Origin of the sequence: Rothia mucilaginosa, assembly GCF_001548235.1 — a bacterium.
GTDB classification, from domain to species: domain Bacteria; phylum Actinomycetota; class Actinomycetes; order Actinomycetales; family Micrococcaceae; genus Rothia; species Rothia mucilaginosa_B.
Window position 1 is genome coordinate 2,128,687 of the sequence record NZ_AP014938.1, and the last position, 14,874, is coordinate 2,143,560.

Sequence of the window (14,874 nt, forward strand, 5' to 3'; positions counted from 1 at the left end):
ATGGCGCGGGTATGGGAAAATGATAGGTAACTATGCCCATACCCGCAGCCAGCATCTCGAAAGGATGATGTGATTGGCACCCATGTCGAAGAACCCGCCCGTTCCGGCGGCGACCGACCCCGCGATTATTCGCAACTTCTGCATTATCGCCCACATTGACCACGGTAAGTCCACCCTCGCAGACCGTATGCTGCAGGCCACCGGCGTGGTTGCCCCGCGCGATATGAAGGCGCAGTACCTGGACCGCATGGACATTGAACGTGAACGCGGTATCACCATTAAGTCCCAGGCTGTGCGCATGCCCTGGGACGTTGACGGCACCTCCTACGCGCTGAACATGATTGACACCCCCGGCCACGTGGACTTCACCTATGAGGTGTCCCGCTCCCTGGCTGCGTGTGAGGGTGCGCTTCTGCTCGTGGACGCCGCCCAGGGTATTGAGGCTCAGACCCTGGCGAACCTGTACCTGGCGATGGAGAACGACCTGACCATCATCCCGGTGCTGAACAAGATTGACCTTCCCGCGGCTCAGCCCGATAAGTATGCTGAGGAGCTGGCGAACCTGATTGGTTGCGAGCCGGACGAGGTTCTGCGCGTATCGGGTAAGACCGGTGAGGGTGTTGAGGCTCTGCTGGACCGTATTGTGGAGGCGATTCCCGCCCCGCAGGGTGACGCATCCGCCCCGGCGCGTGCCATGATTTTTGACTCGGTGTACGACTCGTACCGCGGCGTGGTCACCTATGTGCGTGTTGTGGACGGTAGCTTGCAGCCGCGTCAGAAGATTAAGATGATGTCCACCGGCGCTGAGCACGACCTGCTCGAAATCGGCGTGATTTCGCCGGAGCCCGTGCCCTCGAAGGGCCTGGGTGTGGGCGAGGTGGGTTACCTCATCACCGGCGTGAAGGACGTCCGTCAGTCCCGTGTGGGTGATACCGTCACCTCCGCCGCTAAGCCCGCCGAGGAGTCCCTGGGCGGTTACGAGGACCCCAAGCCGATGGTGTTCTCGGGCCTGTTCCCGATTGATGGCTCGGACTACCCGGCGTTGCGTGACGCGCTGGATAAGCTGAAGCTCAACGACGCCGCACTGATTTACGAGCCGGAAACCTCTGCCGCTCTGGGCTTCGGTTTCCGCTGTGGCTTCCTGGGTCTGCTGCACCTGGAGATTGTGCGTGAGCGCCTGGAACGCGAGTTCAACCTGGACCTGATTTCGACCGCGCCGAACGTTATTTACGACGTGGTGGACGAGGCTGGCAACGCTAAGCGCGTGACCAACCCGAGCGAATTCCCCGAGGGTAAGGTCGCGACCATCCGCGAGCCCATGGTGGCGTGTACGATTATTGCCCCGAGCGAGTACATTGGCGCGATTATGGAGCTGTGCCAGGCTCGCCGCGGCCAGATCGGCGGCATGGATTACCTGTCTGAGGATCGTGTGGAGATGCGTTACCGCCTGCCCCTGGCAGAGATCGTGTTCGACTTCTTCGATCAGTTGAAGTCCCGTACCCGCGGTTATGCGTCGCTGGACTGGAAGTTCGACGGTGAGGAAGAGGCTGACCTGGTGAAGGTCGACATCCTGCTGCAGGGTGAGAAGGTGGATGCGTTCAGCGCCATTACTCACCGCGATAAGGCGTACTCGTACGGCCTGATGATGACTTCTAAGCTGCGTGAACTGATTCCTCGCCAGCAGTTTGAGGTGCCGATTCAGGCGGCTATCGGTTCGCGTATTATTGCCCGCGAGAATATTCGCGCGATGCGTAAGGACGTTCTTTCGAAGTGTTACGGTGGCGATATTTCGCGTAAGCGTAAGCTGCTGGAGAAGCAGAAGGAAGGCAAGAAGCGCATGAAGATGGTCGGTCGTGTGGAGGTTCCGCAGGAAGCCTTCATCGCGGCACTGTCTTCGAGCGAGGAGAAGGAAAAGAAGAAGTAGCCTTCTCAAGCTCTTCCGATGTAGGCGGCGTGCTCTACCCCTAAGTGGGGGAGGGGCACGCCGCCTTTGCTGTGCCCAGACTGCTCGGCGATAGGTAATTAGCATCATTTTGATATTCATTAGGGTGTAATGCGTGTTACCCCTTGTCAGGGTATTGAGTGTAGGAGTAAGGTAAGACTGGGTGTAGCACGGATGATTACACCCACGGTTTCCATTCAAAGGAGAAATTATGAGTAATAATGAAATAATTTTGGACGATTCGCAAATGGATTATACAGATATAAAAGTTCTAACAAATGAAGAAGTGGCAGAATCAAATGAGGAGGATGTAAATGGCTCTGCAGATATAATATACTACACTACAGAATTTGACCTTATGTCACTTATACAACGTATCAATGATGAAGAAATTATTGTGCCTTCATTTATTAAAAATAAAAAAATATCAAATGAACAATCAGACAAGGAAGGGTTAAAAAATTTTCAGCGAGGCTTCGTCTGGACCCTGAAGCAGAAACAAAATCTAATCGATTCTATTCTCAAGGGATACCCAACGCCCGGAATTTTTTTGGTTTTCCAGAAAGATGAAACTTTCCTTGTGCTTGATGGTCAACAAAGACTTACAACTATTATGCAGTTTCGAGAAGGTGAATTCTCTGTCGATACTTCATCGATTCAAGACGTAGGATTCACAGTGGAAGATAAGTATGCGGCATATAAGTACAGTGATTTAGATAAGGTGCTTCGACGTAAATTTAATAACTACAGAGTCGGGGCAACAGTCATCAGCGATATCCTACCTAAATCTTCCGGCGAGAATTTAGACACCTCTCCTAATGTCGAAGATTTTATCTATTCAATTTTTGGACGTCTCAATAGTGGAGGAACACAGCTAACACCCCACGAGATTAGAATAGCTGTTTATAGTGGTAAGCTGGCAGATGAGATTAATAATTTGAATGTTAATGAGAAATGGAGGGCCCTCTATAAAGGGGAACTGCAGAAGCGTTCCAGGGACCACGAGCTTATCTCTAGGATTATTGCAATGTACCTAAGGCGCGATGACTATCGAGGTGGGCAGAAAGAATATCTGAACAAATTTTATAGGATTTATCGAAATCTTGATTCTGCTGAAGTTCAGAGGGCAATAAAAAAATTTGAGCAGGCTATAGATATTATCCACCCCCTTGGTCCCTCTCTGTTTAGGACCCCTGGAACTTCAAACGTTAATGCTGCATGGACTGAGGCCCTCGTGGCATCCATTATGGTCGTTCTTGATTCCCTCGAAACCTACAATTCCGAAAAAATACAAATTGCAGTAAGAGAGACTCAAGAAGATTTAATGAGCAAAAATAAATATGAAATTAATGGGGAACTCAAGACCATCTATGATTTTATTACTTCCAACACTGCATCAAAAACATCATATTTAGGGCGATTTGAACTCTGTTACTCCAGACTGCAAGAAAATCTTAAATAATGGAACTAAAAAATATAGACCACAAGAAATACATTGCAACAGTTCCCCCCTTGAAAGAACTGGAGAAAACATATGACTTAATACATAAGCATAAAATTTTTAAAGAAACCAGAAAAGAGTCCATGTACTTAGATCCAGGTGCAGATACTGTGAAAAAAATTGAAAAAATTGCAGATTCAGCGGTCGCGGAACTGTATAAAACAGCACTGGTTCAGTGTGGTATATGCATGGAATTTTTATTGGATAAAATTCTGAATGATATTCTTGACGGCCTGGAAAAACATTGGATAGAAAGCTTAAAGAGTAATTATAGGACGACGATTACCGGAGCGGGGAAGCCAGAAAACTTTAACAATTTGATGGATTTGATCCTTAAATGTTTTCTCAACGGTGATTCCTGTAATTTTACGAAGATGCCAGAAGTCCCCCGGAAGGGGGTATCAAAAAGCTATTATGCTCAATTTAGAGAGTCTGCAAGTCTTTCTATGTATAAAAATATTGACCTCAGGAATTTTGCAACCCTCACGAATTTGAGTGATAGTAGTAAATATGCCAAACTTAGTGCAGAAAAAAAATTGATGATTTTGAAGAATACTCATTCTAATATAATTAAAATGAGAGATGATATTAGTCACGGGAAATCGCATGGAGTAAATCGGGAATATGCAATTAAATCAATTGAATTTACGGTTAGATTTTCAGTGGGTTTTCTGGAAACGATGGAAAACCATAGCATATTAATTAAATAATAAGTTGAGGGTGCGGACATCTCCTATAATGGGGTGTCCGCACCATTGCTTTTCCAGGAGGCAGAATGCCCGCCCAGCCCACCGGCGACCCCGCACCCCGCGACGGGCGCATCCCCGCCACCAGCGCCGCAGGATGCGAAAACCGCGACTTCAGCCTCTACGTACACATCCCCTTCTGCTCCGTACGCTGCGGCTACTGCGACTTCAACACCTACGCCACCGAAGACTTCGGCGACGGCATCGGCCTGGGTACCTACGCCGACGACGCCATCGCAGAAATCCTCTTCGCCGCCCGCACCCTCGAAGCCTCCGGCGTCGCAAAACGCCCCATGCACACCGTCTTCTTCGGAGGCGGCACCCCCACCAAACTGCCCGCCCGCGACCTCGTGCGCATCCTGCAGGCAGCCATCGACGTATTCGGCCTTGTCGAGGGCGCGGAAGTCACCACCGAAGCGAACCCCGATTCCGTCACCTTTGAGGACCTGCAGACCCTCAAGGACGGCGGCTTTACCCGCGTCTCCTTCGGCATGCAGTCCGTCGTGCCCGAGGTGCTAAAGGTGCTCGACCGCACCCACACGCCTTCCAACGTGCCGAAGGTCGTCGCCTGGGCCAAGGAGGTCGGCCTGCAGGTATCCGTGGACCTCATCTACGGTTCGCCGGGGGAGACCCTGCAGCAGTGGGAGCGCAGCGTGCGTGCCGCCATTTCCTACGAGCCCGACCACATTTCGGCGTACTCGCTCATCGTCGAAGACGGCACCAAGCTTGCCGCGCAGATCCGCCGCGGCGAATACACCATGCCCGACGAGGACCTCATGGCGGACATGTACCTGCTCGCCGAAGAGCTCCTCACCGAGGCCGGCTACCAGTGGTACGAGGTCTCCAACTACTCGCGCAGCGAGGACACCCGCAGCGACCACAACCTCGCCTACTGGCGCAACCAGGACTGGTGGGGCATCGGTCCCGGCGCACACTCGCACGTGAACGGTACCCGCTGGTGGAACGTGAAGCACCCGGTGCCCTACGCGCAGAAGGTGCGTGCGGGGGAGTCCCCGGCGGCGGCACGTGAGGTGCTGGACACCGCCACCCGTGCTTTTGAGACGATTATGCTCATGATCCGTGTGCGTGAGGGTTTGGCGATGCGCGAGCTGCTCGCGGTGCACGATGAGGCGCAGCTGGGCGCCTCGTTGCGCTGGCTAGTTTCTCAAGCTCTGATTGAGCCTGATGCTTTGAATTCTCAAGCTGAACCTGACCCTAAAGCTCACGTGCGACTGACCCTCAAGGGGCGACTTCTGGGCGACGCTGTGACCCGTGAGCTGCTCCCGGAGGTCTCTGACGAGCACGAGGAACACTAAGAAGCATTGGTCTGACAAGGGGCTTTTCAATCGGGGCGGCGTTCCGGTTCTGGTCTGTCGCAGCTCCACTTGATGCTTTTCTCTGACGCTGCCTGCGAATGGCGTGCACCCCGGTATTGCCGTAATATTTCGGTGATTTCGGGGTGTTTTTGCGGGTCTTAAAAAACTTTTAAAAAATTTTTCGGGGCTGTTTGGGGGTACTTTAGGGGAGCGCCAAACCTTACATTGGCGTGCTAATTGTTTGCATTTGTGCTGGACTAGCCGAAAGAATTTTCCACTCCTTCATGCCGCTTTTAGGGTGCGTATTTTTCGATTACTTTCCCGAGAAAAAATTTTCCAAAACACCCAATTTCAAGTTGTGGTTGAAGGTTACGCTGTGCCATAATAGGTCATGGCAGGACGGTATATGTCTAACAGCGTGTTCTCGTCTTTGCTGAAGTTGAGTGAATACGGTTGTGGGCTCCTGGTAACAGGGGCCCACGATCGTTTAACAATGATTATCTATAGCACCATTCGGTAGAGTTTGCAGTAATTCACGCGCACTAGGCAAAGAAGCCCCGGAAGAAAATCCCCAGCAGGGCAGCTGCAGCCCCAACCGGCAACATAAACCTACGAATACAGCAGCAGGCACAACCCAACGTGCCAGCGCCTCCGCCAGTAGGCTTTAGAACAGCAGTACTTAAACGTAGAACGCCCCACACACAACGTGCGGGGCGTTCAAATGTAAAAGCTATCAGCGCGGTTTAGGACCGGCAGTTCTTAGGATTCTGCGGATTCTGCGTTCTCGGTGGAGTAGAAGCGGTCCAGCAGGCGCGGGTTCATACGGTAGCTGTACGGCTCACCGCGATTCACCTCAATACCGGCACGCAGCGACGCAATAGCCATGAACAGCCACACGAGCGCACCTAGAACCATGGCAATGTTGCCCATGCCGGGCAGGAACGACACGACCCACAGCGCCACCAGAGCAATGGAGGGCAGGAGGGTGAAGTTCATTGCCTCGCGAGCCTCCTGCTCAGCGAAGGGCGCGTTATTGCGGCTGACGTAGAAAACCGCAGCGGAAGGGATGATGCCGAGAATGCCGCCGAAATGCGCGAAAGTCGCACGGTTGCGGTCCTGAATCACGCTAATCTTACGGGTTTTCTGAGGCCCGGTTGCCGGGCGAACATCGTTAGTCACGAAAATCCTGGTTCGATAGAAGTTTCTTGTGGTGATCACCTAAGCCGGTGGATCTGCCCTCCGAAGAGGCAAATCGTTTGAGCGGTGGTGACCCAGAGTGTAGTGAGGGTGCAACATAAACCCACAGGGGCAATGCCACACGCTCAACTATTGTACCGCTTTAGGGAACAAAACCCACAGGATAATGCCCTCGAGGGAAAGGTTCTGAGCAAATTCACACCTGCGCCCGCAGACGGGGGTGGAATAGCGGGTTTCGCGTGCGGTTAGGCACCCGGCTCGGTGAGAAAATCGATGAGCGATTCGACCGGGGCGAGCAGCGTCGGGTCCAGGTCAGCGTAGGAGTCAACGCGGGAGAGGATGTGCTTCCACGCCTGCGCCACATCCGCCTGCGTTTCGTGCGGCTGACCCAGACGACGCAGCGTGCCCTTCTTGAAGTCCTCACCGCGCGGCACCTGCGGCCACGCCTTCAAACCCAGCACCGAGGGCTTGACCGCCTGCCAAATATCGATGAACGGATGACCCACGATTTTCACGTGCCCGGCGGCACCCGGCACAGCCAGCGCCTCGGCAACAATGCGCTGCTCCTTCGTGCCCTCAATCAGGTGGTCGACCAGAATACCCAGGCGGCGGCCCGGGCCCGGCGCGAACTCACGAATAGCACCGGCGAGATCATCCACGCCGTGCAACGGCTCCACGACAATGCCCTCAACGCGCAGATCGTGGCCCCAGACCTTCTCCACCAGCTCAGCGTCGTGCAAACCCTCAACCCAGATGCGGGAGGCGCGCGCCACCCGAGCCGGGGCGTTCTTCACCGCAATAGAACCGGAACGAGAAATCGTGCGCTTCGGCTCCTTTGCCGCCACCGGAGCGACAATCTCAACGGGCTCACCCTCAATCAGGTAGCCCGGACCCAACGGGAAATTCTTCACGCGACCCTTCGCATCCTCGAGTCCGAAGAACAGGGCACCGCCGATGCGTTCAGCCTTCACGACCTCACCCACCCAGCCGTTAATATCCTCAATCAGCAGGCCGCGGCGCAGCGGCACCTTACGCGGGGCCGGCGCCTGGCGGCTCATGCGGGCGGCGTTTAGATCCTGGGCACCCCAGCCGTAGGGGGAGTGGTGGGTACTCAACGTATTCTCCTTTGGGGCGGTAGGGGCAGCAGAGCCAGTCAGGGCGGTGACAGCGCCAGAACCATAAGACAGAACCGGCGGGGGAACTAAAACGGAGTTCGGCGCGCACCGCAGATTAAGCGGATAGCGGGAGCGACCCCCATTCAGCCTAGCCATTGTATCGGGTCGGGGGTAGTATCCCCTAGAATTGATACGACCATTATTGGCGGTGCACTCATCGAGCACCGCCATCGTCTCGAGAGGAAGGAAACGCATGAGCCACTACGATACTCTCGGCGTATCGAACGACGCCAGCCCCGAAGAGATCAAGAAGGCGTACCGAAAGAAGGCACGCCAGCTGCACCCCGACGTGAACCCCTCCGAGGACGCAGCCGAAGAGTTCAAGCGCGTCACCCTCGCCTACGAGGTGCTCTCCGACCCCGAAAAGCGCCGCAACTACGACACTACCGGTGACGAACAGGGCCGCGCAGGCTACCCCGGAGGCGGCGGCTACCCGGGCGGCGGGTTCAGCGGCTTCGGCGGTTTCGAGGACCTGCTGAACATGTTCACCGGCGGCGCGGCAGGTGCCCGCGGCCCCGCATCCCGCATGCGTCAGGGCCAGGACGACCTGATTACCGTCTCCATCAGCCTGCAGGACGCCGTGTTCGGTGTTGAGAAGACCATTGAGCGTCGCTCCGCCGTGACCTGCAAGTCCTGTAACGGCGAAGGCACCGCAGAGGGCACCCAGCCCGAAACCTGCACTACCTGCTCCGGTCACGGTTTCATGCAGCGCCGCGTGCAGTCCATCCTCGGTACCGTCATGCAGCAGGTTGAATGCCCCGACTGCCACGGCTACGGCACCGTCATCAAGACCCCCTGCCCTGAATGTCACGGTCAGGGCCGCGTACGTGAAGACGTTCCGCTGACCTTCAACGTTCCCGCCGGTGTGCACGACCAGGCGCGTATCCGCCTGCGCGGCAAGGGCGAGGCAGGCCTGTACGGTGGCCCCAACGGCGACCTGTACATTGATCTGAACGTCAAGCGCGACAAGTACTTCAGTCGCGAGGGCGACAATCTGGTTACCACCGTGAACATCCCCATGGTCGCGGCGGCGCTGGGCACCACCATCCCGCTGAAGACCTTCGACGGCGACCAGGAAGTTGCTATCCCCGCAGGCACTCAGAGCGGTGACGTGATCACCCTCAACGGCCTGGGCGCAACCGTGCTCGGCACCGAGCGTCGCGGCGACCTGCTGGTGCGTATCCAGGTGGTCACCCCCACCGACATGACCGAAGAACAGCGTGAACTGCTGCGCCAGTTCGCAGCCCTGCGCGGTGAATCCCTCACCGAAGGTTCGCAGGTCAAGCACCGCGGCGGTCTCTTCTCCCGCCTGAAGGACCAGTTCAAGTAGGATTCCTACACCAAGCTGAGGATGCGGCGGGTGCGGTACTCAACCCGCACCCGCCGCTTTCCTGTTAGCGCTACTGTCAGCACTGCACTGCATGCACCCGCGCTAAGCAGCACACCTATTTCACACGCCACCCGCACACTACCCACGCTTTCAAACCGCACCCTCAAGGAGAACCATGAGCGCCCCCATCTTCTACATCAGCACGGAAGAATACGACGCACTCACCCCCGGCGCCACCTGCGCACTCGGAGGCTCCGAAGGCAAGCACGCCCTCGTCAAGCGCCTTGAGCTCGGCGAACGCATCGACCTGGGTGACGGCACCGGCCGCCGCGCACTCGGTACGGTCGCCTCCATTAACGCGGACGGCGTGAGCGTGCAGGTGCAGGAGCTGAGCGAAGAACGCAGCGTGCCTTCCATCTACCTGGTGCAGGCGCTCGCGAAGGACGGTCGCGACCTGCTCGCCATTGAGACGGCGACCGAGCTGGGCGTGTACGGCGTGCTGCCGTGGAGCGCGGATCGCTCCATCGTGCGGTGGAAGGGGGAGCGCGCCTCCAAGGCACACACCAAGTGGCAGAACACCGTCACCGCCGCGGCGAAGCAGTCGCGCCGCGCGCTCATTCCCGAGGTGTACGACCTGTACAGCACCGCCGACCTGGTGGAGCTCATCGAAGAAGTTGCCGGTGAAGGCTCCGAGCAGTCCGCCGCCGTGTTCATCCTGCACGAGCAGGCGACTGAACGCCTCAGCGCTCTGGCTCGCAAGCTTGTAGAGGCGAAGAACCTGCCCGAAGAAATCTACCTGCTCGTCGGCCCGGAGGGCGGCATCAGTGACCGCGAGGTGCAGCTCTTCACCGACGCCGGCGCTCAGCTGGCGCTACTCGGTGATGAGGTGTTGCGCTCGTCCACTGCCGGGTCCGCCGCCATGTGCACCCTGAACGTGGTGCTCGGTCGCTGGTAGAGCACCTCCGGTAAACCCAGCCGGGGCGTGGCGCATCACACCCATCTATACTTGTAAATACATCACTAGCCAAGGAGCCCATATGACTACCTCCCGACCTCTGTCGACCGCGCGCACCGTATCTTTCAAGAGCGCCGCAGAGATGATTGCCGTGCTCGGCCCGCAGGATGCGCACCTGACCATCATCGAGGACTACTTCGAGCAGATTAGCCTGCGCCCCAAGGACCTGGACGTGCTCATCACCGGCCCCTCCGAGGCCGTCAACACCGCCGCTAAGCTGCTGAACGAGCTGCGCGTGCTCTCCAGCCACGACACGCAGATTACCGTGCAGGTCATTCACCGCCTCATGGGCATGCTCGGCGACGAACTGAGCAACCCGGCGCACTCGCTGTCCACGAGCATTCTGTCTACCCGCGGCACCACGATTCGCCCCAAGACCATTAACCAGAAGAAATACGTGGACGCCATTGACGCGAACACCGTGATCTTCGGCATCGGCCCGGCGGGTACCGGTAAGACCTACCTCGCCATGGCGAAGGCTGTGCAGGCGCTGCAGAGCCACGAAGTGAACCGCATTATCCTCACCCGCCCCGCCGTGGAGGCTGGCGAGCGTCTGGGCTTCCTGCCCGGCACCCTCAACGAGAAGATTGACCCGTACCTGCGCCCGCTCTACGACGCACTGCACGACATGCTCGAGCCCGAAACTATCCCCAAGCTCATGGAGGCGGGCACCATTGAGGTCGCACCGCTGGCGTACATGCGCGGCCGCACCCTCAACGACGCATTCATCATCCTCGACGAGGCGCAGAACACCACCGCCGAGCAGATGAAGATGTTCCTGACCCGCCTGGGCTTCGGCTCGAAGATGGTCATTACCGGTGACATCACCCAGATTGACCTGCCCGGTGGCGCCGCCTCCGGTCTGAAGCAGGTGCGCAACATTCTGCAGGGCGTGGAGGATATTCACTTCAGCATCCTGGAATCCTCTGACGTGGTGCGACACACCCTGGTGTCGAACATTGTGTCCGCCTACGATCAGTGGGGCGAAGATCAGAAGGCAATGGAACGCAAGCGCAACCGCAAGGTCAAGCGCGCCACCATCGAGGCCGCAGCCGAGAAGCTGCTGGACCGCGCCGGCATTAACGGCGGCTCCGAAAAGAACGCCGCGCAGAACCCCAACAACGCACAGACCACCCCGGAAGGACGCTAAACGGTGGCAGAGATCGAATTCGACTGTGAAGAACCCGCAACCGGTGCCGACCCGGCAACCGACGCCTTCGTCCGCGAATCTTTCGAAGCGGTAGACACCGAGGTGCTCACCCGCCTCGTCGAGCACGCTTTCAAGCGCATGCACCTTGCCGATGACACCTACCTGTCCATCGCCATCGTGAACGAAGACGAGATGGAGCGCGTGCACATCGAGTGGATGGACCTGCCCGGCCCCACCGACGTGATGAGCTTCCCCATGGACGAGCTGGAACCGGGAACCCCCGAAAACCCCTCCAGCGGCATGCTCGGCGACATCATCCTCTGCCCGCCCGTTGCCGCACGTCAGGGCGCGGATGCGGGCCACAGCACCCTGGATGAGCTGTGCCTGCTCACCACCCACGGTATTCTGCACTGCCTGGGCTACGACCACGGCACCGCCGAAGAGGAAGCTGAAATGTTCGGCATTCAGCGCTCCATCCTCGAAGAGTTCCTGGGCCGCCCGGCACCGGTCGAAACCCGACACTAGGGGAGCGGCGTGGACATTCTACTCACAGCCCTCCTCGCCGTTCTCGCGCTCTGCCTGACCGTGGTCGCGGCAATCGCCGAAACCGCATTCACCTACCTGCCGCACAACGAGGCTGAGGAAGCGGTGGAGGCACACCCGGACACCCTCGGTGCGCGCGTCCTGCAGCGCACCCTCGACGGTGACTCCGAGGCGTACACGCACCCGCTGCGCCTGACCCGCCTCATTGCGGCAGCCACCGCGGTGCTCGCCACCATGACCTGCCTGCTGAACCTGGTTGAGGTGCACGCGCTCGCCGTCGTGTTGACCCTCGTGATCGTTGCGCTGGTGGGCTACCCGATTCTGCATGTGCTAGCGCGTGCTCTGGGACGTAACCGCCCGGTCGCGTCGATTCGTGTGCTGGCTCGCCCGGTGCACTACCTGTCGGTTCTGCTGAGCCCGGCGACTGGTCTGCTCGATAAGCTCAGCGTGCGCCTGGCGCCGGAACGTTCGGCTGAGGCCCCGGTGGGTGTGTTCGATGAAGAGGAGCTGCGCGAGTTCCTGGACCGCGCCTCCGACGCTGAAACCATTGAAGATGACGAGGCGCAGATGGTGCAGTCCGTCTTTGAGATGGACGATACCCGCATCCGTTCGCTCATGGTTCCGCGTACCGACATGCTCACCGCTAGCCGCGACACTCCTCTGCGTGAGGCGCTGAGTCTGTTCCTGCGTTCGGGTTATTCGCGTATGCCGGTGATTGGTGATTCGAGCGATGAGATTCTGGGCGTGCTTTACCTGAAGGACGCGATGCGCGCCTTCATCCTGCACGGTGAGGCTCCCGAGGGTACCGCCCTGCCGACCGTGGTTGAGTTGATGCGTCCGGCACGTTTTGAGCCCGAGTCGAAGCGCGCCATGGATTTGCTGCGTGAGATGCAGCGTGAGTCCACGCACGTGGCGATCATTGTTGACGAGTACGGCGGCACCGCCGGCCTGATTACCCTTGAGGACCTGATTGAGGAACTGGTCGGTGACATTTCTGACGAGTACGACCGTGAGAGCCCCGATTACACACTGAATGATGACGGTACGTTCCGTCTCTCTGCCCGTCTGGGTATTGATGAGCTGGGCGAAATTTTCGGTCGTGAACTCGACGATGAAGATGTTGATACGGTGGGCGGTCTGCTCGCTAAGCATCTGGGTATGGTGCCGATTGTCGGTTCTGAGATTGAGATTGACGGCATTCATATTCGTGCGATTGGTTCGTCGGGCCGCCGCCACCAGGTCGATATGTTGCAGGCGTGGTATGAGCCGCCTCGTGATGAGCAGCAGAACGCTGAAGGTTCCACGGCGTCTTCCCCGAGGTCTCATTCCGCGGAGGTTGCTGACATCCTGACCGTAGATACGGAGCCGCCCGCTGTAGCTGAGCCGCATGCGCATCCGGATCTTCCGGGAGATGCTGCAGAGGCTGAACCTGCCACCGACAAGCACGGCAACCGCTAGATATCGAACATAGACGCCGCATTTTCCCTAACACACTTTGAGTCGGCCGCCCCACCCCGGAAGGCGCAGGCAGATGAGGCTGGCACCCCATACACCCCGCACGGGGTTTGATAAGGAGAAACACAATGGACCAGGAGTACACCCCGCTCGATTTGAGCACTCTGGACTTGAGCACCCCGCTACCGACCTACCCGGAGAATTTCCGTTCGGGCTTCGCGTCGCTGGTGGGCCGCCCGAATGCGGGTAAGTCTACTCTGACGAACGCTATGGTCGGTCAGAAGGTGGCTATCACCTCGAACCGTCCGCAGACGACCCGCCACACGATCCGCGGTATTGTGCACAAGGACGAGTACCAGCTGATTCTGGTGGACACCCCGGGTATTCACCGCCCCCGCACTCTGCTGGGTGAGCGTCTGAACGACCTGGTGGCGAGCACTCTTTCGCAGGTGGATGTGCTGGGCTTCTGCATTCCGGCGAATGAGAAGATCGGTCCGGGTGACCGTTACATTGCGTCGCAGCTGGTGGCGTCGAGCAATAAGCCGGTGGTTGCTATTGTGACCAAGGCCGATACCGTGAACTCCGACGAGCTGCGTGAGCAGCTGCTGGCTGTTGAGGCGCTCGGCGAGGAAGTCATGAGCGCTGAGCGTGCGGCTCGTGCTAAGCGCGCCGCGCATCGTGCGAAGCAGAAAGGTAAGGGCCCCAAGGGTAAGGGCGGCAAGAATGATGCTGTGCCTTTCGCGAAGGGTTCGGGCCCTGCGGCTAAGCGCCGTGCCGGTGAGGTCGCTGAGCCGATGCCGGTTGACGGTAAGGGCGGCTGGGCTGCGATTATCCCGGTGTCTGCTGTGAAGCATTTCCAGGTGGATGCGGTTGCTGACCTGCTGGCGCAGTACACTCCGCTGTCGCCGCCGCTGTACCCGGATGGTGAGCTGACCGATGAGCCGGAGGCAACCCTCATCGCGGAGCTGGTGCGTGAGGCGGCCCTGGAGGGTGCGCGTGAGGAGCTGCCCCACTCGATTGCTGTGACGGTTGAGGAGATGGAGTTCCGTGAGGGCCGCCCGGAGGATAACCCGCTGCTGGATGTGCACGTGAACCTGTATGTGGAGCGCGAGTCGCAGAAGTACATCATTATCGGTAAGGGCGGCTCGAACCTGCGCAAGATTGGTACGAAGGCTCGTGAGCAGATTGAGGCGCTGCTCGGTACCCGCGTTTATTTGAATATTCATGTGAAGGTTGCGAAGGAATGGCAGTCTGACGCGCGTGCGTTGAACCGTTTGGGATTCTAGTAGCTTTCCTGAGCGCATCGCCCAGAGAATTTGCGCTGAGAGGTCACCCCTGCGAGGTCACCCCGAAAGGTGGCCCTGAGAGGTTGTCTTCGGGGCGGTCGCGCATCCTTAGTTTTCACCCGGTGGCTTGCAGAAATATGTGCATGCCTCCGGGTGAAACTTTTCACTCTCATTCGGCGCTCATAGGGAAGAGTGTTACTCTGAGAAAGCACTTGCTC

The 14,874-nt window shown here is 57.9% G+C and carries 12 protein-coding genes; 10 read left to right on the top strand and 2 right to left on the bottom strand.

Annotated features, from left to right (window positions below; translation table 11 throughout):
- The first annotated feature begins 82 nt into the window (after positions 1-82).
- The 4 genes from lepA (at position 83) to hemW (ending at position 5,505) form a co-directional block, all read left to right on the top strand.
- Entirely contained in the window at positions 83-1,924 is a 1,842-nt protein-coding gene (lepA, locus tag RM6536_RS08300) for a translation elongation factor 4 (RefSeq protein ID WP_371440900.1), read from the top strand.
- A 229-nt stretch (positions 1,925-2,153) separates the two neighbouring features.
- Entirely contained in the window at positions 2,154-3,404 is a 1,251-nt protein-coding gene (locus RM6536_RS08305; protein WP_060824770.1) for a GmrSD restriction endonuclease domain-containing protein, read from the top strand.
- Positions 3,404-4,153, top strand: coding sequence for a hypothetical protein (locus RM6536_RS08310; protein WP_060824771.1), 750 nt, complete (start codon positions 3,404-3,406; stop codon positions 4,151-4,153). Before RM6536_RS08305 ends, RM6536_RS08310 begins: the two co-directional genes overlap by 1 nt.
- 65 nt (positions 4,154-4,218) lie before the next feature.
- On the top strand, positions 4,219-5,505 hold the full coding sequence (hemW, locus tag RM6536_RS08315) for a radical SAM family heme chaperone HemW (RefSeq protein WP_060824772.1): 1,287 nt from the start codon (positions 4,219-4,221) through the stop codon (positions 5,503-5,505).
- Positions 5,506-6,264: 759 nt separating this feature from the next.
- Here the strand turns inward: hemW and RM6536_RS08320 are convergent.
- Both RM6536_RS08320 and RM6536_RS08325 read right to left on the bottom strand, forming a co-directional pair.
- Positions 6,265-6,684, bottom strand: a complete 420-nt coding sequence (locus RM6536_RS08320) for a DUF4870 domain-containing protein (RefSeq protein ID WP_005508694.1) — start codon at positions 6,682-6,684, stop codon at positions 6,265-6,267.
- A gap of 263 nt (positions 6,685-6,947) precedes the next feature.
- Positions 6,948-7,817, bottom strand: a complete 870-nt coding sequence (locus RM6536_RS08325; protein ID WP_060824773.1) for a DUF3097 domain-containing protein — start codon at positions 7,815-7,817, stop codon at positions 6,948-6,950.
- Between the two features lie 253 nt (positions 7,818-8,070).
- Here RM6536_RS08325 and dnaJ point away from each other — a divergent pair, with 253 nt between their 5' ends.
- The 6 genes from dnaJ to RM6536_RS08355 all read left to right on the top strand — a co-directional run bounded on the left by dnaJ (position 8,071) and on the right by RM6536_RS08355 (position 14,656).
- A complete protein-coding gene (gene dnaJ / locus RM6536_RS08330; protein WP_049337409.1) occupies positions 8,071-9,207 on the top strand; it encodes a molecular chaperone DnaJ in 1,137 nt (378 codons plus the stop codon).
- Between the two features lie 175 nt (positions 9,208-9,382).
- Positions 9,383-10,162, top strand: coding sequence for a 16S rRNA (uracil(1498)-N(3))-methyltransferase (locus tag RM6536_RS08335; RefSeq protein ID WP_060824774.1), 780 nt, complete (start codon positions 9,383-9,385; stop codon positions 10,160-10,162).
- Between the two features lie 82 nt (positions 10,163-10,244).
- On the top strand, positions 10,245-11,372 hold the full coding sequence (locus RM6536_RS08340; RefSeq protein ID WP_060824775.1) for a PhoH family protein: 1,128 nt from the start codon (positions 10,245-10,247) through the stop codon (positions 11,370-11,372).
- A gap of 3 nt (positions 11,373-11,375) precedes the next feature.
- Complete coding sequence (gene ybeY, locus RM6536_RS08345; protein WP_049356917.1) at positions 11,376-11,897, top strand: rRNA maturation RNase YbeY; 522 nt, start codon at positions 11,376-11,378, stop codon at positions 11,895-11,897.
- Between the two features lie 9 nt (positions 11,898-11,906).
- Positions 11,907-13,373 (top strand): hemolysin family protein, encoded by a 1,467-nt coding sequence (locus tag RM6536_RS08350; protein ID WP_060824776.1) that lies wholly within the window; start codon positions 11,907-11,909, stop codon positions 13,371-13,373.
- A gap of 125 nt (positions 13,374-13,498) precedes the next feature.
- Positions 13,499-14,656 carry a GTPase Era gene (locus RM6536_RS08355; RefSeq protein ID WP_171840184.1) on the top strand — a complete coding sequence of 386 codons (1,158 nt, stop codon included), beginning with the start codon at positions 13,499-13,501 and terminating at the stop codon, positions 14,654-14,656.
- The last annotated feature ends 218 nt before the right edge of the window (positions 14,657-14,874 follow it).